The sequence below is a fragment of the Acinetobacter sp. NIOH-H-8 genome (assembly GCF_046635365.1).
Taxonomy (GTDB): domain Bacteria; phylum Pseudomonadota; class Gammaproteobacteria; order Pseudomonadales; family Moraxellaceae; genus Acinetobacter.
Genome location: NZ_JBHDVN010000013.1, coordinates 1 through 25,198, shown reverse-complemented (window position 1 = coordinate 25,198; position 25,198 = coordinate 1). Strand labels below are relative to the sequence as shown.

21 protein-coding genes and 4 pseudogenes are annotated in these 25,198 nt (G+C 41.0%); 15 read left to right on the top strand and 10 right to left on the bottom strand.

The window, feature by feature from the left end; translation table 11 throughout:
• Positions 1–921: 921 nt before the first annotated feature.
• Positions 922–1,443, bottom strand: coding sequence for a hypothetical protein (locus ACEWB7_RS07405; RefSeq protein WP_005028478.1), 522 nt, complete (start codon positions 1,441–1,443; stop codon positions 922–924).
• 355 nt (positions 1,444–1,798) lie between these two features.
• Here ACEWB7_RS07405 and ACEWB7_RS07400 point away from each other — a divergent pair, with 355 nt between their 5' ends.
• The 3 genes from ACEWB7_RS07400 (at position 1,799) to ACEWB7_RS07390 (ending at position 5,915) form a co-directional block, all read left to right on the top strand.
• Positions 1,799–4,462: a type IA DNA topoisomerase gene (locus ACEWB7_RS07400; RefSeq protein WP_171553510.1), complete on the top strand. Its 2,664-nt coding sequence runs from the start codon at positions 1,799–1,801 to the stop codon at positions 4,460–4,462.
• Between the two features lie 16 nt (positions 4,463–4,478).
• Positions 4,479–5,486, top strand: a complete 1,008-nt coding sequence (locus tag ACEWB7_RS07395) for a hypothetical protein (RefSeq protein WP_411580555.1) — start codon at positions 4,479–4,481, stop codon at positions 5,484–5,486.
• Between the two features lie 195 nt (positions 5,487–5,681).
• Positions 5,682–5,915: a hypothetical protein gene (locus ACEWB7_RS07390; protein ID WP_005028471.1), complete on the top strand. Its 234-nt coding sequence runs from the start codon at positions 5,682–5,684 to the stop codon at positions 5,913–5,915.
• Between the two features lie 80 nt (positions 5,916–5,995).
• Here ACEWB7_RS07390 and ACEWB7_RS07385 read toward each other — a convergent pair whose 3' ends face one another.
• The 4 genes from ACEWB7_RS07385 to ACEWB7_RS07370 form a co-directional block, all read right to left on the bottom strand.
• Complete coding sequence (locus ACEWB7_RS07385) at positions 5,996–7,804, bottom strand: zinc ribbon domain-containing protein (protein WP_005006206.1); 1,809 nt, start codon at positions 7,802–7,804, stop codon at positions 5,996–5,998.
• A 201-nt stretch (positions 7,805–8,005) separates the two neighbouring features.
• A complete protein-coding gene (locus ACEWB7_RS07380) occupies positions 8,006–8,335 on the bottom strand; it encodes a hypothetical protein (protein WP_024160894.1) in 330 nt (109 codons plus the stop codon).
• Positions 8,336–8,577: 242 nt separating this feature from the next.
• Positions 8,578–9,039 (bottom strand): H-NS family nucleoid-associated regulatory protein, encoded by a 462-nt coding sequence (locus tag ACEWB7_RS07375; RefSeq protein WP_042892477.1) that lies wholly within the window; start codon positions 9,037–9,039, stop codon positions 8,578–8,580.
• 111 nt (positions 9,040–9,150) lie between these two features.
• Positions 9,151–9,669 (bottom strand): DUF2726 domain-containing protein, encoded by a 519-nt coding sequence (locus tag ACEWB7_RS07370; protein WP_042892478.1) that lies wholly within the window; start codon positions 9,667–9,669, stop codon positions 9,151–9,153.
• A gap of 218 nt (positions 9,670–9,887) precedes the next feature.
• On the opposite strand from ACEWB7_RS07370, the gene ACEWB7_RS07365 reads away from it, so the two are divergent.
• From ACEWB7_RS07365 to ACEWB7_RS07355, 3 genes are all read left to right on the top strand, one after another.
• A complete protein-coding gene (locus ACEWB7_RS07365) occupies positions 9,888–10,577 on the top strand; it encodes a hypothetical protein (protein WP_099143613.1) in 690 nt (229 codons plus the stop codon).
• A 340-nt stretch (positions 10,578–10,917) separates the two neighbouring features.
• Complete coding sequence (locus ACEWB7_RS07360; protein WP_228199468.1) at positions 10,918–11,340, top strand: hypothetical protein; 423 nt, start codon at positions 10,918–10,920, stop codon at positions 11,338–11,340.
• A gap of 2 nt (positions 11,341–11,342) precedes the next feature.
• Positions 11,343–12,179, top strand: a complete 837-nt coding sequence (locus ACEWB7_RS07355; protein ID WP_042892488.1) for a nuclease-related domain-containing protein — start codon at positions 11,343–11,345, stop codon at positions 12,177–12,179.
• 112 nt (positions 12,180–12,291) lie between these two features.
• On the opposite strand, the gene ACEWB7_RS07350 is transcribed toward ACEWB7_RS07355, so the two are convergent.
• Positions 12,292–13,329, bottom strand: a complete 1,038-nt coding sequence (locus ACEWB7_RS07350; protein WP_042893444.1) for a hypothetical protein — start codon at positions 13,327–13,329, stop codon at positions 12,292–12,294.
• A gap of 111 nt (positions 13,330–13,440) precedes the next feature.
• Here ACEWB7_RS07350 and ACEWB7_RS07345 point away from each other — a divergent pair, with 111 nt between their 5' ends.
• From ACEWB7_RS07345 to ACEWB7_RS07325, 5 genes are all read left to right on the top strand, one after another.
• Positions 13,441–15,357 carry a hypothetical protein gene (locus tag ACEWB7_RS07345; RefSeq protein WP_228136320.1) on the top strand — a complete coding sequence of 639 codons (1,917 nt, stop codon included), beginning with the start codon at positions 13,441–13,443 and terminating at the stop codon, positions 15,355–15,357.
• Positions 15,358–15,476: 119 nt separating this feature from the next.
• Positions 15,477–16,322, top strand: coding sequence for a hypothetical protein (locus ACEWB7_RS07340; protein WP_042893442.1), 846 nt, complete (start codon positions 15,477–15,479; stop codon positions 16,320–16,322).
• Positions 16,323–16,437: 115 nt separating this feature from the next.
• Positions 16,438–17,010 (top strand): hypothetical protein, encoded by a 573-nt coding sequence (locus ACEWB7_RS07335; RefSeq protein ID WP_024160901.1) that lies wholly within the window; start codon positions 16,438–16,440, stop codon positions 17,008–17,010.
• A 35-nt stretch (positions 17,011–17,045) separates the two neighbouring features.
• Complete coding sequence (locus ACEWB7_RS07330; RefSeq protein ID WP_228136321.1) at positions 17,046–17,969, top strand: tyrosine-type recombinase/integrase; 924 nt, start codon at positions 17,046–17,048, stop codon at positions 17,967–17,969.
• Positions 17,970–18,134: 165 nt separating this feature from the next.
• Entirely contained in the window at positions 18,135–18,797 is a 663-nt protein-coding gene (locus ACEWB7_RS07325; RefSeq protein WP_228140112.1) for a hypothetical protein, read from the top strand.
• Positions 18,798–18,902: 105 nt separating this feature from the next.
• Here the strand turns inward: ACEWB7_RS07325 and ACEWB7_RS07320 are convergent, their stop codons facing one another.
• Complete coding sequence (locus ACEWB7_RS07320) at positions 18,903–19,331, bottom strand: hypothetical protein (RefSeq protein WP_031946103.1); 429 nt, start codon at positions 19,329–19,331, stop codon at positions 18,903–18,905.
• Positions 19,332–19,531: 200 nt separating this feature from the next.
• Here ACEWB7_RS07320 and ACEWB7_RS07315 point away from each other — a divergent pair, with 200 nt between their 5' ends.
• On the top strand, positions 19,532–20,065 hold the full coding sequence (locus tag ACEWB7_RS07315) for a hypothetical protein (protein WP_024160905.1): 534 nt from the start codon (positions 19,532–19,534) through the stop codon (positions 20,063–20,065).
• A gap of 38 nt (positions 20,066–20,103) precedes the next feature.
• Here ACEWB7_RS07315 and ACEWB7_RS07310 read toward each other — a convergent pair.
• Positions 20,104–20,262 (bottom strand): annotated as a pseudogene (locus ACEWB7_RS07310) (N-acetylmuramoyl-L-alanine amidase); the annotation flags it as partial.
• Between the two features lie 47 nt (positions 20,263–20,309).
• Positions 20,310–22,148: pseudogene (locus tag ACEWB7_RS07305) on the bottom strand (Tn3 family transposase); the annotation flags it as partial.
• Between the two features lie 60 nt (positions 22,149–22,208).
• On the opposite strand from ACEWB7_RS07305, the gene ACEWB7_RS07300 reads away from it, so the two are divergent.
• The gene (locus ACEWB7_RS07300; RefSeq protein ID WP_001067856.1) at positions 22,209–22,913 is read left to right on the top strand and encodes an IS6-like element IS26 family transposase; all 705 of its coding nucleotides are present in this window, start codon (positions 22,209–22,211) and stop codon (positions 22,911–22,913) included.
• Positions 22,914–22,967: 54 nt separating this feature from the next.
• Here ACEWB7_RS07300 and ACEWB7_RS07295 read toward each other — a convergent pair.
• A pseudogene (locus ACEWB7_RS07295) lies at positions 22,968–24,023 on the bottom strand (DUF4158 domain-containing protein); the annotation flags it as partial.
• Between the two features lie 125 nt (positions 24,024–24,148).
• Between ACEWB7_RS07295 and ACEWB7_RS07290 the strand changes: the two are divergent.
• Both ACEWB7_RS07290 and ACEWB7_RS07285 read left to right on the top strand, forming a co-directional pair.
• Complete coding sequence (locus tag ACEWB7_RS07290) at positions 24,149–24,763, top strand: recombinase family protein (protein WP_000904906.1); 615 nt, start codon at positions 24,149–24,151, stop codon at positions 24,761–24,763.
• Between the two features lie 106 nt (positions 24,764–24,869).
• Positions 24,870–25,198 (top strand): annotated as a pseudogene (locus tag ACEWB7_RS07285) (transposase); the annotation flags it as partial.

Below are 25,198 nucleotides of genomic sequence, written 5' to 3'. Positions count from 1 at the left end.
GTTTGCGATTTCTAAACAACAGTTTAACTAATCTGCAATATATCAGGGTAGAGCTGAGTATAGGGCTTAATCATTACTTTTGTTCAGCATGAGATAATAGTTTGTGGAATTTCCGTGAATATGATTAAAAAAGCTTTAAAACTTATTAGAGATCGGTTATATTACGAATCAAGGGATATTACCCTATTTAATAAACTATTAGACTGAGATTGTTCTAATAGTTTTTTTTTGCCCTTTTTTTGACATTTCCTGTTTTTTCTTCTATAGCTTCTGCTATATTTCTCCATATTTTACTCTATTTTTCGTTATTTTGATTAATTTTTAATCAATGTTAAAAGCTTAAATAATCAGCAACTTAGCCATTTATACCCACTACTATCCACAAAAACCTGTGCATAAAAAAACCAAATATTAAATCCCAAAATGGAATTTCTTCAATTTTAAGCTATAATTATGCTCATAGTTTTAATCATTGTAGTGGACTTAGTTATGAGCCATGTAGACCAAATAGAAACGATTAAAATTACTAACCGCGAAATCGGAATATTGCCTAACAATGTGCCAGTAGTAGATCAGTTTTTGAATAACTACCGCACACATAAAGCATCAACGACTCATTCAGTGGCTAGTAATTCACCTTTAATGAACATTACCAATTCAATGCATGTGCATCGAGTAGAAGATTCCCCCTATACTCAACCTATTCGTAAACTTCATTAGAAATAAAAAAAGCAGCGATTTCGCTGCTTTTTTATTGCCTATTGCATTTCTTTAGTGCTGATCCATATAGCTTTGAGTGAGCTTCTTACGCTCGTAATTCTCTTTGAGCTGTATGCCAATACCAATAATTATTATAGGTAAAATGGCTAGGGCAAAAAGAATGCAGATCGAATCAAAAATTGGCCTGGGCATATGAGCGCATTATTGCGGATTCGCATTGGTTAATTCCTCCAGTGTTGGTGGTTTTGTGGCGACTGGTTCATTTGCTGGTGCTTCAGGTGACACTTCTGGTACTTCAGGTGATACTTCTGGTGTTGAATTTGGTTCTTGTTGTGGATCTAACTTGTCTTCATAAGACTCTTGTGGAAGGCTATTGCTTGCAACAAAGTTATCTAGAATATCCTGAGCCTTATATGCCTTATTGCATTCGTCATTTGAGGCGTACATTTCTTTTTGTACGCTATCGTCTAAATACTTTTCTCGGCCATCACTAACATCATCGCTGTAATAACCAGCTTTCTTAGCAGAATCTATATAAATGGAATAACAAATATTTAAAACATTACTACGCTCGTAATCATGTTTGTAATACCAGTCAATACTACGTTCCTTTGCATCAGTTTTCGTATCTTCAAGGTATTGATCTAAGCGTTTCTCTTGTGGCGTAGACGAACACCCGATGATTAACAATGAGGTGCTTAAAACTATAAGTTTTTTAATCATGGTTTTAGCTTAAAACAAACGATACCTTTATAGTACAACATTAATTCGTTAAATAATATTTTTGGAATTTTAATTTGTGACGGTTAAACAGTGCATTTTCAAACAATTAAGCCATTTTTTCCCATAATTTTAGATAAATATTGTTGTCTTTTTTCGCGTAGATTATTGAAAACAGGAAGTAATTTAACCACTTGAAATGTTCATCCAACTAAAGATTAAGAAATAAGCCCTTAAAAGTGTTTGTTTATCAACCCTTAAACCTATTTAAACATTTTAAAATTGTATATACTTAAACCATTACTAGATTAACTTCAGTAATTATTACTAAAGAAAGTTAAAAATTGGATGAATTTTAATGAGTAGTTTGTTCATAGTAGAGTCACCCGGAAAGGTCGAAAAAATTCAACATATCTTGGATGACCTGTATCCGCACGAATTCGTTGTACGCGCTTCAGTTGGCCATGTATGTGATTTACCTAATCATGAGATCGGTTTCTCATATCCAGCCTTTGTTCCTAAATACGAAATATCTCAAAATAAAACACGCGTTGTTCAAGAATTAAGACAGGCTGCTAAAAATGCAGATACGGTTTTCCTCGCAACTGACTTGGACCGTGAAGGTGAAGCCATTGCATATCACTTAAAACGTATCCTGAACTTATCTGACGATCAGTATATTCGCGTCAAATATAACGCTATTGATAAAACTACGATCGCTAATGCACTTCAAAATGGTGAAGAGCTGGATCAAGGTATGGTGGCATCTCAAGAAACACGCCGTTTCCTTGACCGTATGATCGGTTTTTACTTGTATGAGCCAATTTCAAATATTTTAAAAGGCAAATTTCCTGTTGGCCGTGTTCAATCTGCCGTACTCGTTGTGCTTGGTGATTTAGAAGATCTACTGAAAAACTTCAAATCACATGAACATTACAACCTTGAAGTAACTCTAAAACAAGGTTGGGCTGCGAAATGGGATTTTTCTAAGTGGCTTAATCCTGAAATGAAGGATGTGCACAATAACCAGTGGTTAGATAAAGCTTCAATTACCCGTCTACAAAGCGAAATTGATAAAAAAGACTTAACCATTACCAGTGTTGAAACTAAGCCATCTTTCCGTAGTGCTCCAGCGCCGTTTATTACTGTTGATCTGCAAGCTGCAGCTGCAGCGCGTCTTGGTTTGGATCTAAAACAAACTATGGAAGCAGCGCAAAAGTTATATGAAGGTGGTTATATCACTTACCATCGTACTGATGCTGCTGTAATTTCGCCTGAGGGGATGCAAGCTCTAGAAGCTTTTGGTGAGAGAGAGGGCATTGCGATTATCGGCAATAAAACCAAATCTCGCGATGGTGCTCAAGAAGCACATGAATGTATTCGTCCTAGTGACTTCTTTACCTTTGAAGCTGGTAAGGACCAAGTTCAAAAGGATCTATACCGTCTAATCTGGTTGCGTACTGTTGCATCGCAAATGGCTCCAGCTGAATACGAAGTTAAATCCGTTATAGGTGTCTATAAAGATGTCACTCTCAATGTAGATGGTGAAAGCATTACTAAAGATGCTGAATTCAAAGCTTCTAGCCGTATCTTAAAAGAAGATGGCTGGTTGGGCTTATTAAAGACCTACAGTATTGATGAAAATGCACTTGAATACGTGGACGGTGAAGAAGATTCAGAAAAAGAACCTGAACATACGCTACCTATAGATATTGAAGTCGGTCAAAACCACAATGTTATTGCTGGTAAAGTTATCGCGACCAAAACCAAACCACGTTCACGCTACACCGTACCATCATTGGTCAAATTACTTGAGAAAAAAGGAATTGGTCGTCCTAGTACTTACCAATCAATCTTTGAACGGTTAATCAAGCACGGCTATATCAAGCTTGTTAAAAAGAAAATTGAAGTTACACCGCATGGATTGAAGTTGATTCAAAACATTAGAGGTAAGTTTAGTTTTGCAGATCCGCTTTACACCAAAGAAATTGAAGAAACACTGGATCTAATCGCTACTGGTGATGCCGATTACAAACAAGAACTCCAAAAGTTCCATTTAGGGATTGAAAGTGAATTAGGACAGTTCTCAAAACATTGGCTTGATTCATTCCCTGTCTACAAATGTAAAAACTGTGATGACGGACGCATGTTGCCGAAAATCGGTACCAATCGCGACAAAACAACATCGGTCTACTGGTCATGTAATTCATGCAAAAGTTCAGCGCCAAACAGAAATGTTGATGGTAAAGATGAACCGGGTAAGCCAACTGTACGTGAGCCAACTGCTCATTTATGTTTATGTGGCAAATCACTGACTCAGGTTACAACTGATAAATCTGTATTTTTTGAGTGCTCTCAACGTGCGTTCGTAGATGGCACCTGTAAAGAAACATACCGTTCTACAAATGACGAAAGCGGTAACTTGGTTCCTGATTTTGACGAATATCGCCGTAACCATACATACAAATGTCAGCTTGAAGGGTGTGGCGGTTGGTTGCGTGAGTTAAAAGGTATTTCAACTTCTTCAGGTAAGCCGTATCACTTCTTTTCTTGTGAAAAATCCAATCCAAACCTGAAAGGCAAAAAATGTAAGTCGGGTCCATTAGAGGTGTTCCCTGATGGTAGTCCTAACTACGAGCCAAGATTCCAAGTGACCAAAACAGAGTATCCATGTATCTGTAAAAAGCCTCTTGTACATACCAAGTACCGCAAAGAACCTGGTGTTTACGAAGAGCGATACAGTTGTGAAGCTGCATCATGTAAACGTTATTTCGACATATTGCCAGATGGATCACCAGATACCCAACTTACAAAATCTCGCACTGGCAACGAAGCCAAGTGTTTTGAGTGTGGCCAGACCATGATTCAGTCTGCATTTAATTTACGTGGTGAACGTAAGTATAAATGGGATTGCTTTAGCTGTGGTGCAAGTGGATACGACAACAACGGTGAGCCAGTTCAACGTGGCAAAAAGAAAGCCAAGTCTAAATCGACCTCTACAAAAGCTAAATCAAGTAAATAATTGAATAGGTGAATAAATGAGTAATCACGAACCAGATGATATGGACAACATCGGGAAGGAAGCTGAAGAAGCGATCAAAATCCAACCCGATGATGAACATGTAAGTGAGCCTGAACAGCCAGCCAAGACAGCAAAGAAGGGCAAAAAAGTAAACATTGATGAAAACTTTGTTGCTAAGCATAAAAAGCTAATCTTGATTGGCGGTGGTGTTCTTTTCTTTTTGTTAGTTGCTGTGGTTATTTTTGGCAATCAAAACATCGAAGTTGAACGTCCACAACAAAGCGATGTTGAACTTGAAGCTCGACTGCAGAGTGAAGTTGCAAGACGAGTAAAAGAAGAAAGTATGAAATTGGCTGCTCAGCGCAATGAAATTATCGACCGTATTAGTCGTAAGTTTGACTGTAACGCACCACAAGTATTCTGTCATGCACAAGATACGTCAGAACCGTATTCAACTGTCGTTTCTAGTTTGCAGAACTTCCAATTTCAGCCAGATACGCCGTATGAAGTTTACATTGAAGTCTACCCCTTGAAAGTGGATGCCCAAAACCCACAATCAAGTCAGCGTAAAGGAAGTGTTTGTAGCCCGAACAACGTGCACCTTTTCTTATGCCAAAAAATCGTAATGAAAAATCCTGCGCTTATGGCCAATCAGATCCGCGAACTATATGCGCTGCTAACGCCGTCTATGACTTATCGCTTGCAGATCAGCAGTCGTCCAATTACGCCAAGTGACATCGATCTGACATTGATTTCTACCGAACTGGACAAAATGAATGCCGATTCTGCAACTGCTAGTGAACCTGAATTGGAGTGTGTACCGCCAGATCCTAAAAAAGATCCTGTTGCGTACAACTTATACGAAACAGGGGGCATGTCTTGTCAAGACATCATGAAGGACTTAGCTGCACGTAAGACAACTGCTCCAGCTGGTCAACCTGGTCAACCTAGTCAAGCTCAACAAAGTGGTGGTGAACAACCACAACATCCTGATGCATTTGGTACGCCAGTAGCAACACATTAAACATACTAATAAGAAACGGATTGATTTTGGTTAATCCGCTATTAATTGGCTTTTGGTTGAGAATACTAATTTAAGCATCTGTTTATCAAATAGATCTTAAAAAAATGAAACAATAAAATGCAGATTTATTCTGCATTTTTTAATTTTCACATTACAATAGTTTAATTTCGCAACTTTTAAGCAACCGGGTACGCTATGAACAACCCAACCAAAATTCAAGATCTGCAAGTGGCAGATTTGCCGTCCACGTTTAAGCTGAAGAAAAAACATAAAGAAGAAGTTTTTCTGAAGTACAAAGAGTTGAATGAGGCACTATTCAAAGTAGGGTACATTCCAGTGACGTTCTCAGACTTTGTGCATGCACTTATAGAAACTGGCGTAAAGGGATTTTCTGTCGAAGAATATGTCAACGCTCAATTAAACTCTTAATTTTAGAGCTCTAATTATTTTTTTGATGTCAAAAAAAAATGGACCACATTCGTAATCCATTCCTTTATTTTCTTTAACGATTAACTTTCTATTTTGGTACCACACTGAGGGCAAAACAGCATATTGTCCTGAAGTGGTTCACCACATTTCACACAAAACATATTCTTTTTCGGTTTGATGATCACGGGTACTTGATCTGATAGATCCTGACTGTGTGTTTCAGGGTTATTCATCAATCCAAGATGTGTACCATGTGTTCTTGGTGAGCTTTTATTGATTGCGCTATTCATCTGGTTCATAGATGACATGCGGTTAATATCTACTTCAGACGTTGGGGCAACCACAATGCTTTGGCTTTTGGCAAAGTCGGCTAAATGCTCTTTCAGTACAACAGCATCATCAGTACAAGCAGTCATGCTCAAGATCGCACGGTTTTGATATTTACCGAAGGTCGTTGTGCTAATTTCAGCGTACCAGACACGTAACGTCATGGTTTCAACATTGATGACTTCTTTTTGTGATTTCACGCTGTCGTCAAGGTAACGGCCAAAGTTCATTTGAGACAATTGATAGCTACCTTTAGCCTCAACCCATATTAGTTTTGATACAAAGTCAAAACGGCTCCATAGGTAATTACCGTGCTCAAAACAAAACTTCCCTAAGATCCACATCGATACACCAAAGAAACCATAAGTGAAGTCGCTAAAATCCAGATAGCTTCCGTTATATAGACCTTTGGCAAAAATAGTCATTAATACGACTGAAGCAATAAAACTTAACAATCCAAAACTATTGAGGATGGCTAACCAGCGATACTTTTCTTCTTTGAAGCATGAGCTCAATGTCATATCACGAAGGGTATTGATTGGCACTGGTTGAGTTTCTTCTAAGATCTCACCCTCAAAAGCACCGTTTTTACTGCGAGAGTTGATAACTGGCAACTGGCGTGAATAGATTCTGTTAGGAATAGCACTTTCCCAATTCTTTTGTAGATGGCGTTCAAGTTCATCAAACAATTGCATTGGTTGGCAATTCATACTCAAACTATCCTGAACGACTCCAGCACTGGCTTGTGGTGGCTGTTTTACCATTTGAGCAATCACGGCCAAGAAGAATATCGCAATCGCAATCAGCGCTGCAATTAACGTAAAAATTGCTTTATCCATGCTTGGCAACCAAATAGGTGCAACTGCATGTTGGGTAAGGATAGGAACCAATACAGGTCCAAGAATGGCGACTAAAACCAAACCAATGACTTTAGATAAACCAATTTCTTGTGCACCTGAGTTCGGATTAGCCATAGGACGCAATAAAACAATCAAAATAATGGCGTTGTAAACAATCCCAAGCCAAGCACCTGTATTGGGTGATGCGCCCACATACGCGATTAGAGCACTCACTAAGGTAATCAGAAAAACAATCGCATTTTGAAATTGAGCTTCTGCAGCGTTACGGATGAATAATGGCGAAAAAATAAGATTAGGGAACAGTGAATATAGAATCCCGTTCACTGAGCCTTTTGGTTCTTCATAAATCAAAGCGCTTTGGCGTAGGATCTCTTTAATATCGGTTGCACCAGGATAAGCACCAGTTTCTTGAATGGATAACTCCTGTGCAAGTCCGGCTGGTTGATCACGACCAAAGTAGAACTTTAGGTTTGATAAGCCTGTGGTCAGCAGTAGAGCGCCATAACTGAACATTGCTAGACCAACTATAAGCGGTGGTAGTGCAACAAATACACCGTTACTGAATAGACCTTTTGCACTGAAAATTAAGCTTAGGCCAGCCAGCATAAAAACGATGGCACCGATCACTTTAAAAATGTTTTCTATTCGGTAGGGATTAGGGAATTCAAACCGCTTATCTTGCGAGTTATATTCATATGCCATTTTTAATACTCCTTAACGCATTTATCTAATTACGTTTTAATTGGTTAATTATAACTAAGTCGTGGGGTATAAAGTTTTTTTAGTTAAAATGAATCACTGTTTTAGTTAAGTTTTAATAAGGGAATTTAAAAAGTATTTTAAAGGCGCATTAAAAAAGGGGATAACGAATCCCCTTTAAAGATGTACCAAGCTTATGTGCTGTTATTTGTTTTGATCTGCTTGTTTTTGAGCATCTGCAGCTGCAGCGTTCAGCATAGAAGACATATCATTTTGCTCGTCCTCTTTTGGTGGATTTTGTTCTGCAGTTTTTTGATGTGCATCAAAATCGTGGCCCTCAACTTTTGAAGGTTTTTCATTATCGACATAAGTTTCACGCGCTGCTTGTAAGTCTGCAGATGGATCTACTTTGTCAATTTGTTCATCTGGTTGAATAGGTTTTGATTGAGATGTTGATTCTTCTTTTTTACTACAACCAACTAAAACCAAACCTACAGATAATAAGCCAGTTAATAATAGAGTTTTGAATGACATTTAATCGCCTCCAGCGAAACATAAGCAAAGGTATAGTCACATATACTTATAATGTATATACCAAAATTTAACTAAAACTAGTCCGTTGTATAACGTGACCTTTATAAAAACGGTTTAAGTATATACCAATTGCAAATTTTCTTGTTATGGGCTGAAAGCTAATAGACTAGGGTATCGCTTAAGGACACTATATAGTGGCAAAAAAAAACCACCTTTTACGGTGGTTTCACTAGTTTTAAAGATTAAATCTCTTTAAGGTCTAGATTTTGTTCGCAATAACTACGTACTGCTTCTTTATCTGTAGGATCAAAACCCTTTTCAGTCATTTCTTCACGTAACCATTTGATTACTTGACCGCGACCAGCCCAACGTAAGCTGTTGTTCTCACGGTGAACCCATTCATGCGTAAGCTTACGTTTTTGACGTCTTACAGGCTCAACTTTTGTGGTTTCAATGTGGTTGTTTTTTAGATATTCGCTAAGTGTATGGATGTCCACAACACCATCGGCAGTAATTTTTTCTGAAATGATTGCATTAATGGCACTAACAGCATCGTGAAAAGCTTGGTTTTCTTTAACGACTAGTTGTTGTTGAAGTTCTTCAATATAAGTCTGAAGTTCAACAGGTGACATTTGAGCAACATTTTCTGGTTTTGATACATTTAACATGTCATTAGTTCCAGTATTGCGAGTTAAGTTGTTCATGATTAAACCTTTAGAAATATATTTGAAAATTAATTCAAAATATCTCTTACGACAAAACCATTTTTACACAATTACATTATTAAAATCAATTAGAGTTAATCGTATTTATACCTAAATATACCTTGAAATGGTTTTTCTTATAACTTTTATGTCGGGAATTTCCTTAAACCTAATGACAGGAATGCCAGCACTCTTCAAAAGCTCGTCACGCCTTTTATCTTTATCCTGGGTATATTTATGATAATGCCCATCAAGCTCAATAGATAATATAGGATTGTAGTCTTCATCAACGATCAAATAATCCACGTAAAGCCTAGAAAACTGATTTCGGATACTTATGTTTTGCGTGGTCATAAAAGCACTCATGCTTACTTGCACCAAAATGTTGCGTGATGGAATGACCTGTTCTAGTGCATCAAGCATTATAATCTCGTCTTTTGTAAGGACTTTTTTAGATACAAGCTCCTGATTCTTTTGAGGCTTACGATAGCCTTTTGGTGAATTCTTTTTGGCTTTAGTTTTAGGTTTGCGAAATACGCCACATAAAGCAAAAATGAACTTAAACACTATATAAAACAATAATGAATAAATTAAGAATTTTAACAATAAGGAATTTAAAATCGTTTCCATAAACCTAATACATAACAAATTTTAAAGGGTGCTTAAACTTCTTAAACATATTAGATAGTTTTAACGGTGATTGATACGAATTAACTAAAAATGTTTAAGGACTATTAGTGATGCAATGTTAAAAATAGTATAATCTTGTAAAGACAGCTTAGAACCAGTTTTAAAAGTAAAACTGGTTCTCACAAATAACACCGACTATTTCACTGGAAAAGTTTAAAATGGTATTTAATAACCGTACTTTAGCTTTACTGATTGGTACAATCTCGCTATCAGCACACATCTATGCCAACAACACAACCGTTAAAGTCACTCAAACTCCAATTGTATCATCTTCACCAATTCCCTTAGTTAAAGCTAATGCAATTGAACAATACTATATCAACGTTAAACATCGCTTTAACGGTGCGGAATTTGAACAACCGCCTCGTAAAATTAAGAGCATTAAACTTAACTTGAATGTTATTAATAACGGGGAAGTGGTTTTAACGGCGCACGAAGCTGATAAATCCAAGCTAGAAGACTATTTACAGCAAAACCCTAAAAACTCGGAACTATTGGCCAGTTACGTTGCTCGTATGATCAATTACAACCACGGCTATACGGTTCCTGAAAACAAGGGTAAATACAGCAAGTATGCAAGTACGACTGTATATGAAGCTCTACTTGATGAATTGAACTATAACTTTGCAACTACGCCAGTAGTATCAGTAGATAACTATGCAAGCCAACAACAGCTTGAATCTGCTTATCTATACATCCTTTCTCGTTTAGATCCACAAGAAAAAGCGGTGTTTTGGCAATTTGTGAACACATACAAAGTAGGGGATAAGATTGAGATCCCTGAAGGTACTGTTATAGCAGATGTCTTGAACACTTATAAAATCCAATTGAATTTTAAAGCGCCTTAATCACTAAACAGGTAAGGAATATTTAGGAACAAACTATATTATTTTTTAAAGTTATTTTTTACCTGTTCCTATATGTATTCGCCTTTTTATGTTTCCTCATGGTATAGGGTGTTTTTATTAAGCTGGTGATGTATGTTGCAGCGCTATTTGGCGTCAATACAGCTTCTATGGGTGCTTTATTCATTATTTTGGGGGTCCATTACAGCATCAGCAATAGTTGGATCATGAAATTGCTCAAACCATAAATTTCGGAACTTGACTTTTAATCAACCAATATATTGCTCGAAAATTAGAAGCATTGGGTTGATGTGATTATTTCGGATTTGTTATTAGAAATTAATTGAAAGCAGTATTTTTTAACTTTAGGTGGAATGAAAAGGTGATTTTTTCAAGTATATTCACTGGTCTTTTTATGACGGTGGGTTTCACAGCGTTAATTTATAACTACGTGTTGATGGGTGGTAATTCTGGTTTGTTCTTTTTGGTTTGGGGTGGTGCTTTCTCTCTAGCAGGATTGTATTTCCATTACCACGGAACAATTGGGCAAATTGGGTGGCAGAGACAGCGCTTTGTTCGTAACACGCAAACACTTGAATGGTATAAGACTGAATACCCTCAATGTGTTGTGACTACAAATATCGTGAAATGTTGTTTTTGCGAAAGTACATCAATTCGCAGATATGCCTTAAAAAACAATACTTACAAAATTCGCAACTCTTGTGCTAAATGCGGTGAAGTTTTGTTTTATACGGATGAGGATTAATAATGACTATTCATGCGTATTATGGTGATATTAGCCACCTGAAAAATGAACAAAAAATGTTTGATGACTTATTAACCCAATTGAAGCTTCATTGGGGTAATAGTGAAGATTGGATTTATTTGTTCTATAACACAATGTGGTCAGGTCAGGAAATTGATGTTATTGCTTTCACCAAGGAAGCAATCGTTGTTATTGACCTAAAAAACTATTCCGGCAATCTAGTTGGGTCGGAAAATGGGGAATGGCTGATTAATGGTGAGCTTGAGGTTCAGGGTGGTTCTCAGATTAATCCATTTGTTCAGATTCGGAAGAACAGATTTGCTGTTTTAGAGTGGTTCAAAAGTGCTGAATTGTTTACCGACCAAAACTTAGGTTTTATTAGTGGTTGCATCATCCTGAATGAGTTATCTAGTACGCAAATGGATTTGTCTCATTCGGTAAGAAAGTGGTTTTATGTTACCGATATTGCTAATTCAGTGGATACTTTGTCTAGGCTCCATACCAAGGGGATTAGTCTTGCTAGTGATGATATTTTATACCTAGTAAACAAGTTAAAACTTAAAGAATATTCTTGGGATCAGGGTGTTGCTCCTAGAGTGCGTAATCTTATTCAGTCAGATGATCGTGATACTCCAAGTGATAATAGTCGTGATCAAAGTTCCGCTCCGATCAAATACACATTACATGATCAAATGGAAAAGAAATTCAAAGGTGTTTTAGCACCGTACCTATTTTTCTATGGAACGGTCATCATCTGTTTAGCTTTTGCTTTTCATATTGCAAATGGTATGAAAGTTGGAGGGATTTTTTACTTATTTGGTTTGTTCTTTGGTCGCTAAAAATATCATCTAGATAGATGTTATTCAGGTTGGGATTCCGTAATTATTAAACCTTTTTCTTTTTGCATTAAAAAAGCCTACATTGTAGGCTTTTAGCTTTCTTAGATCTGTATTACTGAATTAAGTCGTCAACGGCTTCACCAAGGTAGGTTGGATCGTATTGCTTATACAAATAGTTTTCCAGAATTGGTAAATCTGGTGCTAAAACCATTCGCGTAATTTTAGGACGATCTTCTTCAAGGTTAAGCTTCACATGTACGGCGAAGAAATCAATGTTGTTCGTGATGAAGTCATATTCTTTACGACCAGTACTTTTGAGTTGATCAACCATACGCGAAAAGTAGTGGTTATTCGTAATAGAGCAATTCAAGAACTCTAACGCATCTTTTTCAGTAACATTAATTTCAATAATGTTATTAAGGAAGGCCAGCTCTGGTTTAATTAAGTTGCCGTTACGGTCTGCAGTTAGACATTTTGTAGAAAAGGTACCAATACCAGCCATACGACCATCATATTTCACAAAACCGTGCTCTTCAGATGCAACTAAGTTTGACGCATGAACGTATAGAGTAGGGTGGTGCTTTGTATTCCACTCTAAATCAATAACGTCAGTTTCATTTTCTGCATAGTGAGATTGTAAAAGAGATCTATTGAGGTTGGTATAGAGGACTTGATCAAGCTCTAATACTTTACGGCGATATAGCTCAGCGAAGGCAATACCGTACTGAGACAAGATATTACATGTTGTATTGAAGCTATTGCAGTAAATCGCACGGTTATCGTTACCGCCGTCACGATCCTCACTGACTACAATTACATGGTTCCCTAAAACACCATTGATTTTATAAACCACAATTGAGCCTAATGCGAAGTTTTGGGTAAGTAGTTCTTCACCCTCAAATCGTACTGCCGTGCAGTTTTTAATATTTTCTGCGCTTAAAGGATAATTACCCGGTGTGATGGACCACAATGTTGATACTGGTACAAATAGAGGCTCAATAGCACTACTTAAGTCAACTCGACCAATCGTGATGATGCTTGTGCCGTTAAAACTATCGCCCTTGTGTTCTGCAACGGCTGATGTTCCGATCGTACCTGGTATTTGTGCGTTCTCTGAAGCGCTATTATTTGGTACAACTGATTCTGTCATGAAACAACTCACTAAAAGTTTTATCTTTGTTTAAAAATACCACATGATAAATAGTATTAAAACTTATACTAGTATTATAAGATGATCTTTAAGATTCATAAAGGTATATTTATGCTAAACCATAAAACCCAAGTTTGTTTTTTTAATAACCTGATTGGACGTTTTTATAAAAATCATTTGATCATTGATGTTAAAACTTTAAACCTAGATTTTATTTTAGATGTTATTGAATTCCCGACATCAATTGAAGGTTTCAAAAAAGCACCTAAAGTATCAAAAATTAAAATACCTTTTACGCAACTTGCTCAGGATCTTCAGCCACAAAATTACCTAGATTTAGTCCAATCTGATGCCAAAAATCTGTATCTGCAGATTGGGCAAAAAAGACGTTATATTCACGGCGAACAAACTAATTTTTCATATGCTACATCGGTGTTTCAGCAGATCGGTGATGATGAAGTGCTCCAGCTTGAGGCTTTGAACTATGCACTGAAGCTCCAAAGCATTACTAATGGTATTCAGCAGCATACAACAGCGATTGAGACATATATCGAGCTAAAGCCTTTACGATATGCGTTTAGCTTAGATACGTTCATAAGTGCAACTGCAGATCTAGATCAACCTTTCGATACTCGTGAAGCGCTTTCTGGCCATATCGTTAACCATTGGGAAAAATGGGTTAAAGCAAACAATATCACCAGTGAAAGTTCTTATGATGCGGTGCTATTAAATGCCGATAAATTAATACTGATTCGAGTCGGTATTCACTCATTCTCAGTGAAGATTACAGACCTTGAAGTGGCTGACGGCATTATCTATTCTTCTCTTTGTGATTTAGAGCTCTTACAAGTGCTTCTACCAACGTTCTTTGATGGTATGCCTTGCCGTATTACTGCATATGCCGATATGAACATTCAATATGCTGTATCGCAATATAAGACTTGGCTATCAAGTCAAAACCTGAAGAAGATCCAGTCCGTTCGCAAACAAGGTATTGAGAAGTACTTGCGTAAAAAATTAGAAGATGAAAGTGACTTAATCGGTAACGCGCAACTTGCCAAAACCCTAATGAATACCAGCTATACAGAACAAACAGTCTCATTTTTTTCTGACGCTTGGGGATTATCGTACGCAAACCATTTTGAGAAGAAAATTCGTCATGCTTTTGATCTGGTCATACAGGCTTTGGATCATGAAGGGATCTCATTAGAGCAGCTGCAGTTCATCAATAGCCTAACAAAAGGGGCAATTGAGAATGCTATTAACGAGATGCTGAACAAGACTGGTTCACCGTTAAACGTGGTACCAACACTCACTCAAGAATTACTGTTAATTTGCGATGAATTCAATGCCAAAAAACTCAACATATCAAGTGAGCTCTTAGATGCAATCACTCAGTTTGCAGAACAATATGCAGTATCACCACTGTTGGCCATTAAGCGTGATAGCGCCGTGTATTTGCTGTATGAACCATTAGATGCCGATAATCAGTTAATTGATTATGAATGGTTTTCTACTGCGGTATATACCAAAAATCAGTTTGTGCCTGAAGCAGATGAACAACATAAAACAAATGTAGCGGATCTTCTTAAATCGGTTGAAGTACTGCATGTATTCAAGCCGAATATCCTGTCGTGGACCAATGGCAAGGTATTTGAAACGCCAGAAGAAAAGAAAAATGCTTTTATGTTATGTCTCACACCTGAAGCATTTGAAAATCAAATAGAATTCTTACGCACGAAGAACGCAATACCAGGATATTTTAAAAACCTGATTACATCCTTAGGTGGTTTAAATTCAGTGGCCACGGAACAAGATAAATACGGTGTATTTTTGATTGAGTCGATCGCTAAAAATTTGACTGGTTTTGCATATCAAGGACAACTCTTTCCTATCGATCAAAATGCCCAAATTGACTTAGATCAATGCTCAAATTTAACGCTTAATTCTAAACTACTACCAAAAAACTACCTGACCTTTAAAAGACTAATGAGATTAAGCGATAGTTTAACGAATGGCGTTAAATAGGTTTAAGGAATATTATTATTTTTACTTTAAGTTTAAATAGTGGTTTTTTAAATGCACAAAAATAAAGTATTATAGTTTCAAACTTAAAACCCTTTTTAAAGTTATATAGAGAATACTGAATGAAACTATTAAAAACTGCGATGGTGGGTATCCTTGGTACTGTATTAGCGCATACAGCTTTCGCATTTGAGGATGAAACTATCCCAACACCGAACTTTAAGGAAGCGTATGTAGGACTTTTAACGCCATCTAAAAGCTTTAATGTTGTTGCTGGTGGTCTTAGACCTGAGATTAGCGAATACAAACTGTCTGATAGCTATTTTGAAAACAATTCAAATCAGCGTTATAAAGCGACAGCTCACCTTTACCAGCAAATGAATACTCAGCAACGTGCGATGTATATATTGCTTCAACATACAGCGTACTTAAACGATATTTTCTATCCTCAACGTAATCCGCTGACCAATCCGAACGTATCTGACGAACAATTAAATGTAGAGCCGGTACTTAAAAAGCTCCAGTCATTCCGTACTGATAATGGCCTGGTTGAAAAAGTTGTAGACCGTGAAACGATGCTCCAAGCATTAAAAGCACATTATGACTATTACATGCGTGACCAATTCACCGTGCGTTTTTATGGCAAAAACCAAAATACCTTTACCTATGGCATTGATAACTTTTCAGGTTTAAAAATTCGTTCGGTAGAAGGGAATATTCGCATTGTCGATCGCAAAACAGGTACATTGTTGGGTGATTCAATGATTAAGTTAAACCACTGGATTCCATCTAACCGTGCCAAAGAGCGCCGTACTATTGATTTGCCGTCTACCATGCCTGAGTGGAAGGACGTAGACATTAAAGATCTTGCAATCAAATTCCAACCAACTGCAATCACTACCATGCAGGGTAAACGCATTGATATTAATAAGATCTATGCGTACAACACTGAAAAATTCAATTTTTAATGCATAAAGCGGTCTATCTCGACCGCTATTTTTTTTGCTTATGTACAATTATTAACCGTAGCCTAAGCAAAAGTTATAAGTTGCTTTTCCCACGAATCAAATTAAGGTTGAACCTATGAAAAAAGCTCTCCTATCAATTGCCACTGTAATCATGGTCGGGGGATGCTCAGAAGTGCCGAATGATATGTCACATATCGATGTTTTTTCTTCCGATCGCTACCTATCAACTGCACATCAATTTAATAAGCTTGTTGATGATACGTTTAAGTATCCGTATTCTAAAATACCGTTTTTTCTAGTGACGAAAGGGTGGGGTGTTAGTGGTCCAAAAGAGCCAGTATCGCAAATTGTGTATAGTTGCTTAACTTCTAATGAAGTGGAATTAGTGACAAAAATTAAGCCACTCATGCCCGAAGTGACCTACATCAAAACACCTGAAAATCAGGTGAAAAATTGCATCATTAAACATTCAAATGACTCAATTAATGCTGATGCATTGAATGACCTTAAAGCTTTCCCTTTATTCCAAAAATATGCAGACAACCCATTTTTACGTAAGACCGTGGATGCTGCGAAAGCAGATGGCAAAATCTCAGTAAAAGAATATATGGATATTGTGCAAATTGTCATAAAATTAATTGGGGCTGACAAACAGGTTCAGCTAGAGAAAACTATCCAAGAGCTTTAAGTATTCATATGTCGGAAAATCTATCCATGCATAGCATGACGAACGAAGAATTGATTCAAGAATGGCTTGATAGCCTGAAGCTTGAAAACAAATCCGACATGACGATTAATGAATACAAAAAGTGCATACTTTTGATGTTGGAAATGCCTTTTTTTAAAGGCAAACATCTCTTGGATCTCAACCGTGAATATATCTCTTTATTTCGCTTACACCGGGCAGATGTGGATGCTGTTTCCGCACGAACACTGAATAAAAACTTATCTGGCATCAAAAATTTTCTGAGCTATTGCTTGCGAAGAAAATACATACTAGAAAACTTCTTTACTGATATTCAGGTGAAGTACAAAAATAATTCCTTACCGCGACCAATCGCCGTGGACACATTGAATGAGATCCTTGATAACAAGGCTCCATTAAATCCTAAATACAACAACCAAAAATTAAGAGATCTAGCAGCTGCAGAAATTGCATATTCTGGCGGTTTGCGTATTTCTGAATTACACGCCATCAAATTGAGTGACATTAGCCTCAGTACTTTACAACTCAAAGTATTGGGTAAAGGGAACAGGGAACGTATTGTATTTTTAGGAAAGAAAGCATTAGAAGCACTTTCTACATGGCTTTTGATTCGTAATAAGTGGATCTCTAAAGCTGGAGTAGAAGACTGCGGATATTTGTTTATTGCACCATCTGGTAAGCACATTGCTAAAAACCATTTAGGTGCATGTATGACGGCGCTATTGAGAGCTCACGGCTCAGGTAATATCGGTAGTACACATGCGTTAAGACATAGCTTTGCATCGCATATGTATAATAAAACAAAAGACATTCGTTCTGTTCAGGAAATGTTAGGCCATAAGTCGCTTACATCTACTCAAGTATATATTCTTGTCGATCACGAGACGTTGATTGAATCCTACAAAGATGCACACCCACGCGCCAGAGCGAACCAAGATTAATAATTTATTCGCTTCTTGTACTTCTAAAGATATATCGTAAACTATCAAAATAATTAACTTTTGATGGTGCCCGTAATGGCTAAGACTTTTGAGCAAGTAAAAAAAGAATTTTTCAATACAGGAACCTCAGCTGAATAAAATATAAAAAAAGGATTGAGCCAACCCATGAATGCAAATGAGCTTTATGAAAAGTTACAGCAAATTGGTAAGCCACTGGTCCACGTAGAAAGCCTCGTATCTACAATGCAGTTGGAAATCCCTGTTGAAGAGATTGAAAAACACATTGAACTTTTCGGGGTAAATTTTTTACTGGTAGAAGTTGTTCGATATACCTTTGACGGTTTTCTATCTCCAGAGTACCAACCCTATATAGACAAATTCATTGCAGAAAATGAACTGGATGAAGATGTCATTTTGAATATCAGAAATAAAACATCATCAGATATAGGCCTGGTTAATGTTGGCTTTAATCTAAATGGCTGCATCCTTGGCTTAACCCATACGGATGAATGGATGGAACATTTATTCCACTTGGTTAAGTTCATTACTGACAGTGAAAAACGCGAGAAAAGTAGGAACTTTTGGTCTGAACAAGACAAAATCAAGGAACAAAAAGTTTTAGAAAAACAAGCCAAAGAAAAAGAAAGGGAAGTGATGATTCAACAGGTAGAGGATCTCACTAATACCGATGATTTTAAATTATGCAAAACGAAGGGTGAAATATTGTTGTTTTGGGAAAAGAACATTCCTGACCTATACAAAACTCTATCCAGAACTTTTATGGAAACAATGTCTAAGAAATATATCTCTATATTGCGTGGATCATGATGTGATGCTGACGATCGCTATTCAGGAAAACGCTTCACGATATGAGGAAGAACAACGAGTAGCGCGTAAATCAGTGTTCTTGAACAACGTAAACAACAATAAAAATTAGTACTCAGCATTCACCAAAGTTTTGTATTGAGAATATTTCGTCAAATTTACTGTGTCACGTACTTGGCCATAGTGAATATTGCCTAGATCTGAGTAAGTAAGGTTTTTCTTTTGAGATACTGCAACCAATAATTCATAGTTATTTCTTTGATTGAGTTCAATTGCTGAAGCGATATTTTTGTCTTGGCTCACTTTAGAAATAATGCTTTGGATCTCCTTTCTATCTGAAGCAGATACATCCAATGTAGTTAGATAAAATCCGATCGATAGAAATATTGTGGCGGTTAAAGTGAATAGGGATGCACCAGTAAGATAAACGGCGCGTAGAGTTCTATACTTTGTATAAACCACAACTGAAGATATGCAGATTGCCAAACATAGCGCAAGAATAACGGCATGTTGGTCTAGATAATCTGAGAAAAGCATTGTAAAGCCTGAAGCACAAAAACATGTTATATCACTTAGCTACCAAGCCATTTGTAGTATTTGAGACTTATCGTATATATGAAATATAAATAGCAAACCTTTGGTATATACTGAATTGGTTTAAAGTGCTGAAAGGTGCTGAAACAATAGACTTTAGAAATAAAATACTAGTCAAAATGTGAATAATCAGGGGGATACACATGGGGCAAGCTAAGCAAAGAGGTACAGCTCAAGAACGTGCTGAAAGTGCAATTCAAAGTACGATTGATGCAACCTTGGCAAAGATTAAGACCGTACTTGATGGATACTATCAAGACATGCCGAATAACTTCTCGCAGGCTGAAAATTACTTTACTGGATATGTCGCTGCATTTGATATTAAAGATGGGATGGAACTTGAAGGTAAAGAGTCTGAATGGGCGTATGATGGTTTGCCTACGCCTACCGCTTTACTCAAACTCGTTGAAACTGAGTTAAACGAAGTGATACGTGAAGATAAAGAGTTTTTGGATGACTTTGATCCTGAAATGTATATTGAAGAACTAGGCGAAAACTTGATGTTCTTCCGCTATATAGGTGCTTCTAGTTTCGATACGCCAGATAATGTTTTGCATAATATTCAAAAAGTGTCATTTTGGGCGCCACACTTGGTCATGATTAATGGTGTATGGCATAACACTTATGATGCTGGTGCGGTCAATGATGATGGTGAAACGGTCGGCATAAGATTCTAATTCTAGAGGGGTGCATATTGAATACTGCAGCATGCACCTTATTGGTTTAAACATTGCTGTATCGACTGAGCAATATTTTCAGATATTTTCCAGATTACTTTCTGATTAGATAAGCGATTTGCTTCTTCAGGATTGGCAATCACGCCGATCTCAATTAAAACCGCCGGCTTTTGTGATTTCTTCAGGACCACTAGATTGTCATATTGATATAGGGGTCGTTTGCGGGAGGGGGCGGAATCCTACGCTAAGGCTTTGGCCAGCGATATTCTCCGGTGAGATTGATGTGTTCCCATCCGAGCGGCGAAACATGGGCCAAGAGATCGGGCGATAGCAGCTTTCCATCGCGTTTCTGGTTTGCAACGACCTCGCCGAGCTTCATGGTGTTCCAGAAGATGATGATGGCGGCGAGCAGATTCATGCCGGCGATGCGGTAATGCTGGCCTTCGGCGGAACGGTCGCGGATTTCACCGCGGCGGTGGAAGCTGATTGCCCGCTTCAGCGCATGATGAGCTTCGCCTTTGTTGAGCCCGATCTGGGCACGCCGTTGGAGTTCGGCATCCAGAATCCAGTCGATCATGAACAGGGTGCGCTCGACGCGACCGACTTCCCGCAGGGCTGTCGCGAGCTCGTTCTGCCGCGGATAGGAGGCGAGTTTCCGCAGAATCTGGCTTGGCGCGACGGTCCCGGCAGCAATGGTGGCGGCGATGCGCAGGATGTCGGGCCAATTGCGCTCGATCATGGCTTGGTTGACCTTTCCGCCGATCAACGCTCGCAGGTGCGCCGGGGCGGCCGACGGATTGAACGCGTAGAGCCGTTTGGATGGCAGGTCGCGGATGCGCGGAGCGAACCGGTAGCCGAGAATGGCACATGCGGCAAAGACGTGATCGGTGAAGCCGCCCGTGTCGGTGAACTGCTCGCGGATATGGCGTCCAGCATCGTTCATCAGCAGGCCATCGAGGATGTAAGGCGCTTCGCTTGCCGTTGCAGGAATCACCTGGGTTGCGAACGGCGCATATTGGTCGGAGACGTGGCTATAGGCTTTCAGGCCCGGGGTATTGCCATATTTCGCGTTGACCAGGTTCATGGCCTCACCTTGCTCTGTAGCGACGAAGAACTGTCCGTCGCTCGAAGCCGACGTGCCCATGCCCCAGAACCGGGCCATGGGTAACGCTGCCTGTGCCTCGACCACCATGGCCAGCGCCCGGTCATAGGCTTCGCCCTCGACATGCCACCGTCCAATGCGGATCAATTCCCAGAAGGTGTGGGTGTTTGTCGCATCCGCCATTTTGCGCAAGCCGAGGTTGATCCCTTCCGCCAAGATAACGTTCATTAGCCCGATCCGGTCAGCGCAGGGTGCTCCTGTGCGCAGATGGGTGAACGCTTCGGTGAAGCCGGTCGCCGCATCCACCTCCAGCAGGAGATCGGTGATGCGCGTGGGCGGGATCTGCTTGTAGAGATCGAGCACCAGATCTTCGGCGCCTGTCGGCGCGGCGGCTTCGAGTTTCTCGATATGCAGAACGCCGTTTTCAATCGACCCGCCCGGGATCGTGCCTGCGCGAGCGGCACGGCCAAGCTCGCGCAACCGCATGTCGAGGCGAGCTTGCCGGTCTGCCAGCCATTCCTCCGGCCGCAATGGCACAGCGAGACGACCGCCTTCCGCGATGGCTTGTGCCGGAACGAGTGCGTGTTTCAGATCGCCATAGCGCCGGGACCTAGTAAGCCAGACATCTCCGGAGCGGAACGCATCGCGCAGATGGAACAGCACCGCGATCTCCCATAGGCGAGCGTCGCCAGCCCTCTGGGCCCGAAGGTGGCGATGCCATTTCGAGCTGGGCCGCAAGAAGCTGGTCATCGCGGCATCGTTCAAACCGGTACGAAGGGCCGTCACCGCTTCCAGAAGCGGCAGTGCAACGGGCGCAGCTCGCAGATCGAGCAGGCGCAACATGCGTGGAGCGTATCGGCGGAAGCGGTGATAACCGTCGAGCACATGATTGAGCGGATCGTCGGCCATGGTGGCGGTCAGCCTGGTTGCCATTGCAACAAGGGTTTTTAAGCCGTCCCACCCTGACCCACTCGCGATGGCACTGTTGCAAATAGTCGGTGGTGATAAACTTATCATCCCCTTTTGCTGATGGAGCTGCACATGAACCCATTCAAAGGCCGGCATTTTCAGCGTGACATCATTCTGTGGGCCGTACGCTGGTACTGCAAATACGGCATCAGTTACCGTGAGCTGCAGGAGATGCTGGCTGAACGCGGAGTGAATGTCGATCACTCCACGATTTACCGCTGGGTTCAGCGTTATGCGCCTGAAATGGAAAAACGGCTGCGCTGGTACTGGCGTAACCCTTCCGATCTTTGCCCGTGGCACATGGATGAAACCTACGTGAAGGTCAATGGCCGCTGGGCGTATCTGTACCGGGCCGTCGACAGCCGGGGCCGCACTGTCGATTTTTATCTCTCCTCCCGTCGTAACAGCAAAGCTGCATACCGGTTTCTGGGTAAAATCCTCAACAACGTGAAGAAGTGGCAGATCCCGCGATTCATCAACACGGATAAAGCGCCCGCCTATGGTCGCGCGCTTGCTCTGCTCAAACGCGAAGGCCGGTGCCCGTCTGACGTTGAACACCGACAGATTAAGTACCGGAACAACGTGATTGAATGCGATCATGGCAAACTGAAACGGATAATCGGCGCCACGCTGGGATTTAAATCCATGAAGACGGCTTACGCCACCATCAAAGGTATTGAGGTGATGCGTGCACTACGCAAAGGCCAGGCCTCAGCATTTTATTATGGTGATCCCCTGGGCGAAATGCGCCTGGTAAGCAGAGTTTTTGAAACGTAAGGCCTTTGAATAAGACAAAAGGCTGCCTCATCGCTAACTTTGCAACAGTGCCCTCGCGATGACATCGCCCAGCGGCTGGCCATCATCCTGTGCATCGACCAGGGCGCCCCCGATCTCGGCGAAGGATTTCAGGGTGTCACGCACCACCCCCGCTTCGTCTGCGACCTTTGCATGGCAAATACGCTCCGAAGCACGGTAGAGACGGCCGACGATCCGGTCGTGGGTTTCGACCACTGCGTCGGCCAACATCGCCTGCCATTCCGAGACGCAAACAGCCAAGATCGCAAGCCGCCTGTCCTCCGGGAGATCGCGCATGCCGTCGGCATAATACCGTTCACCCTGCCTGCGCAGACGAGTCACCCGATGGGCAGGAACGCCGGCAAGCAGATCCTCGGGGAGATCGATGCGTTGCAGATATTCGAGCCGGTCGAGCAGCCGGTTGGCCGACGAAGAGTTCGAGCCAGGCTCGAACTGGCGCAGCCACACAAAACGGGTCACCCGATCATCAGCCGTCTCCTCGAGCAATGCCAGCAACTGTTCTCGGATCGACATAGGCAGCCGACTGGCGATCCTCGTCTCGATGCGTCGCTCGGCATCGACGAGAGCCGCGGCACAAAGCCGCTCGATCGTGGATGTCGCGGGAAGGACAGTGCGGGTGCGTCGGCACTCGGCTACGAAGCGACGGGCGATATCCTCGTTCGACACCGCCATCTCGGCTTCTCGGAACAACCATTCCTTCAGCTCGCTCGCACCACGTCCGGAGAAGGTGCGGAAGCCGTAGAGCCCCCGTAACTCGGCAAGATGCTCGTGCCGTGTTTCCTCGCGGGCAGCATAGTCTACGAGATCGTCGGCACCCAGGCCAAGCTGCGCTCCGATAAATTCGATGACCTCTGCAGGGATCAGTTCGCCTGGAGCCAGCACCCGGCCGGGATAGCGCAGGACACACAATTGCAGGGCGAAGCCGAACCTGTTGTGAGCGCGCCGACGCAGCCTGATATGCCCAAGGTCTTCATCACTCAGCGTATAGTGCTTGAGCAAATCCGTCTGTGAAGTCGGCAAGCGCAACAGCGCGTCTTTCTGCCGATCGGTTAGAGTGACGCGACGCGGCATACATGTTCCTTTTTCAAAATCTGATAGCGTTCAAGACGCTTTGTTTATGAAGCTGGTTGAGATACATTTCCAGAGGTCAATGCAATCGTGGCCGAAGCGCCGCCTCAAACCAACGTTTGTGATACATGCTGATCGGATATGCCCGCGTCTCCAAAGCCGATGGCTCGCAGTCTCTCGACCTGCAGCACGACGCCTTGCGCGCCGCAGGTGTCGAACGGGACAATATCTATGATGATCTTGCTTCCGGCGGTCGTGATGATCGCCCTGGCTTGACTGCCTGCCTCAAGTCATTGCGTGACGGCGATGTGCTGGTGGTCTGGAAGCTCGATCGCCTCGGACGATCGCTTGCCCATCTGGTCAACACGGTGAAGGAGCTGTCAGACCGCAAGATCGGCCTGCGGGTTCTGACTGGAAAGGGCGCTCAGATCGACACCACGACTGCGTCCGGTCGCATGGTGTTCGGAATCTTCGCCACCTTGGCCGAGTTCGAGCGGGATCTGATCCGAGAGCGCACCATGGCGGGTCTCGCCTCCGCGAGAGCGCGCGGTCGCAAGGGCGGACGAAAATTCGCGCTCACCAAAGCTCAGGTGCGTCTCGCGCAAGCCGCCATGGCCCAGCGCGATACTTCAGTTTCCGATCTCTGCAAGGAACTCGGCATCGAGCGCGTCACTCTCTACCGATATGTCGGTCCCAAAGGCGAGCTCAGAGACCATGGAAAGCATGTTCTCGGACTTACGTAGCAACTCGTTTCTTTTCGCAGGTTGAGCCACAGAGGTGGATCAGGAAATTTGAACAACACTTATAAGTGATATTTTGCTCCCCAAATGATGTTATAAACATCAATATATGGAGTATTTTATGACACGTAGACCAAGAAGAAATCATTCAAATGACTTTAAAGCTAAGGTAGCACTTGCTGCGATTAAAGCAGAAAAAACACTTGCTGAATTGAGTGCTGAATTTGATGTTCATCAAAACCAAATTATTGACTGGAAAAATCAACTGATTTCAGCTTCCTCGCAAGCTTTCGATCAATCAAAAGCTCCAACAGAACCACCCATCGATCTAAAAAAACTACATGCAAAAATCGGTGAGCAGGCATTAGAAATTGATTTTTTAGAAGGTGTGTTGAAGAAACTGGGCCGCTTCAACCACAAAAGTTAATCGATGACTCA

What these genes read in the sequence shown, in the direction of transcription:
- ACEWB7_RS07405 (WP_005028478.1), bottom strand. Translation starts at nt 1,443, where the DNA reads ATGATTAAAAAACTTATAGTTTTAAGCACCTCATTGTTAATCATCGGG.
- ACEWB7_RS07400 (WP_171553510.1), top strand. Translation starts at nt 1,799, where the DNA reads ATGAGTAGTTTGTTCATAGTAGAGTCACCCGGAAAGGTCGAAAAAATT.
- ACEWB7_RS07395 (WP_411580555.1), top strand. Translation starts at nt 4,479, where the DNA reads ATGAGTAATCACGAACCAGATGATATGGACAACATCGGGAAGGAAGCT.
- ACEWB7_RS07390 (WP_005028471.1), top strand. Translation starts at nt 5,682, where the DNA reads ATGAACAACCCAACCAAAATTCAAGATCTGCAAGTGGCAGATTTGCCG.
- ACEWB7_RS07385 (WP_005006206.1), bottom strand. Translation starts at nt 7,804, where the DNA reads ATGGCATATGAATATAACTCGCAAGATAAGCGGTTTGAATTCCCTAAT.
- ACEWB7_RS07380 (WP_024160894.1), bottom strand. Translation starts at nt 8,335, where the DNA reads ATGTCATTCAAAACTCTATTATTAACTGGCTTATTATCTGTAGGTTTG.
- ACEWB7_RS07375 (WP_042892477.1), bottom strand. Translation starts at nt 9,039, where the DNA reads ATGAACAACTTAACTCGCAATACTGGAACTAATGACATGTTAAATGTA.
- ACEWB7_RS07370 (WP_042892478.1), bottom strand. Translation starts at nt 9,669, where the DNA reads ATGGAAACGATTTTAAATTCCTTATTGTTAAAATTCTTAATTTATTCA.
- ACEWB7_RS07365 (WP_099143613.1), top strand. Translation starts at nt 9,888, where the DNA reads ATGGTATTTAATAACCGTACTTTAGCTTTACTGATTGGTACAATCTCG.
- ACEWB7_RS07355 (WP_042892488.1), top strand. Translation starts at nt 11,343, where the DNA reads ATGACTATTCATGCGTATTATGGTGATATTAGCCACCTGAAAAATGAA.
- ACEWB7_RS07350 (WP_042893444.1), bottom strand. Translation starts at nt 13,329, where the DNA reads ATGACAGAATCAGTTGTACCAAATAATAGCGCTTCAGAGAACGCACAA.
- ACEWB7_RS07345 (WP_228136320.1), top strand. Translation starts at nt 13,441, where the DNA reads ATGCTAAACCATAAAACCCAAGTTTGTTTTTTTAATAACCTGATTGGA.
- ACEWB7_RS07340 (WP_042893442.1), top strand. Translation starts at nt 15,477, where the DNA reads ATGAAACTATTAAAAACTGCGATGGTGGGTATCCTTGGTACTGTATTA.
- ACEWB7_RS07335 (WP_024160901.1), top strand. Translation starts at nt 16,438, where the DNA reads ATGAAAAAAGCTCTCCTATCAATTGCCACTGTAATCATGGTCGGGGGA.
- ACEWB7_RS07330 (WP_228136321.1), top strand. Translation starts at nt 17,046, where the DNA reads ATGACGAACGAAGAATTGATTCAAGAATGGCTTGATAGCCTGAAGCTT.
- ACEWB7_RS07325 (WP_228140112.1), top strand. Translation starts at nt 18,135, where the DNA reads ATGAATGCAAATGAGCTTTATGAAAAGTTACAGCAAATTGGTAAGCCA.
- ACEWB7_RS07320 (WP_031946103.1), bottom strand. Translation starts at nt 19,331, where the DNA reads ATGCTTTTCTCAGATTATCTAGACCAACATGCCGTTATTCTTGCGCTA.
- ACEWB7_RS07315 (WP_024160905.1), top strand. Translation starts at nt 19,532, where the DNA reads ATGGGGCAAGCTAAGCAAAGAGGTACAGCTCAAGAACGTGCTGAAAGT.
- ACEWB7_RS07300 (WP_001067856.1), top strand. Translation starts at nt 22,209, where the DNA reads ATGAACCCATTCAAAGGCCGGCATTTTCAGCGTGACATCATTCTGTGG.
- ACEWB7_RS07290 (WP_000904906.1), top strand. Translation starts at nt 24,149, where the DNA reads ATGCTGATCGGATATGCCCGCGTCTCCAAAGCCGATGGCTCGCAGTCT.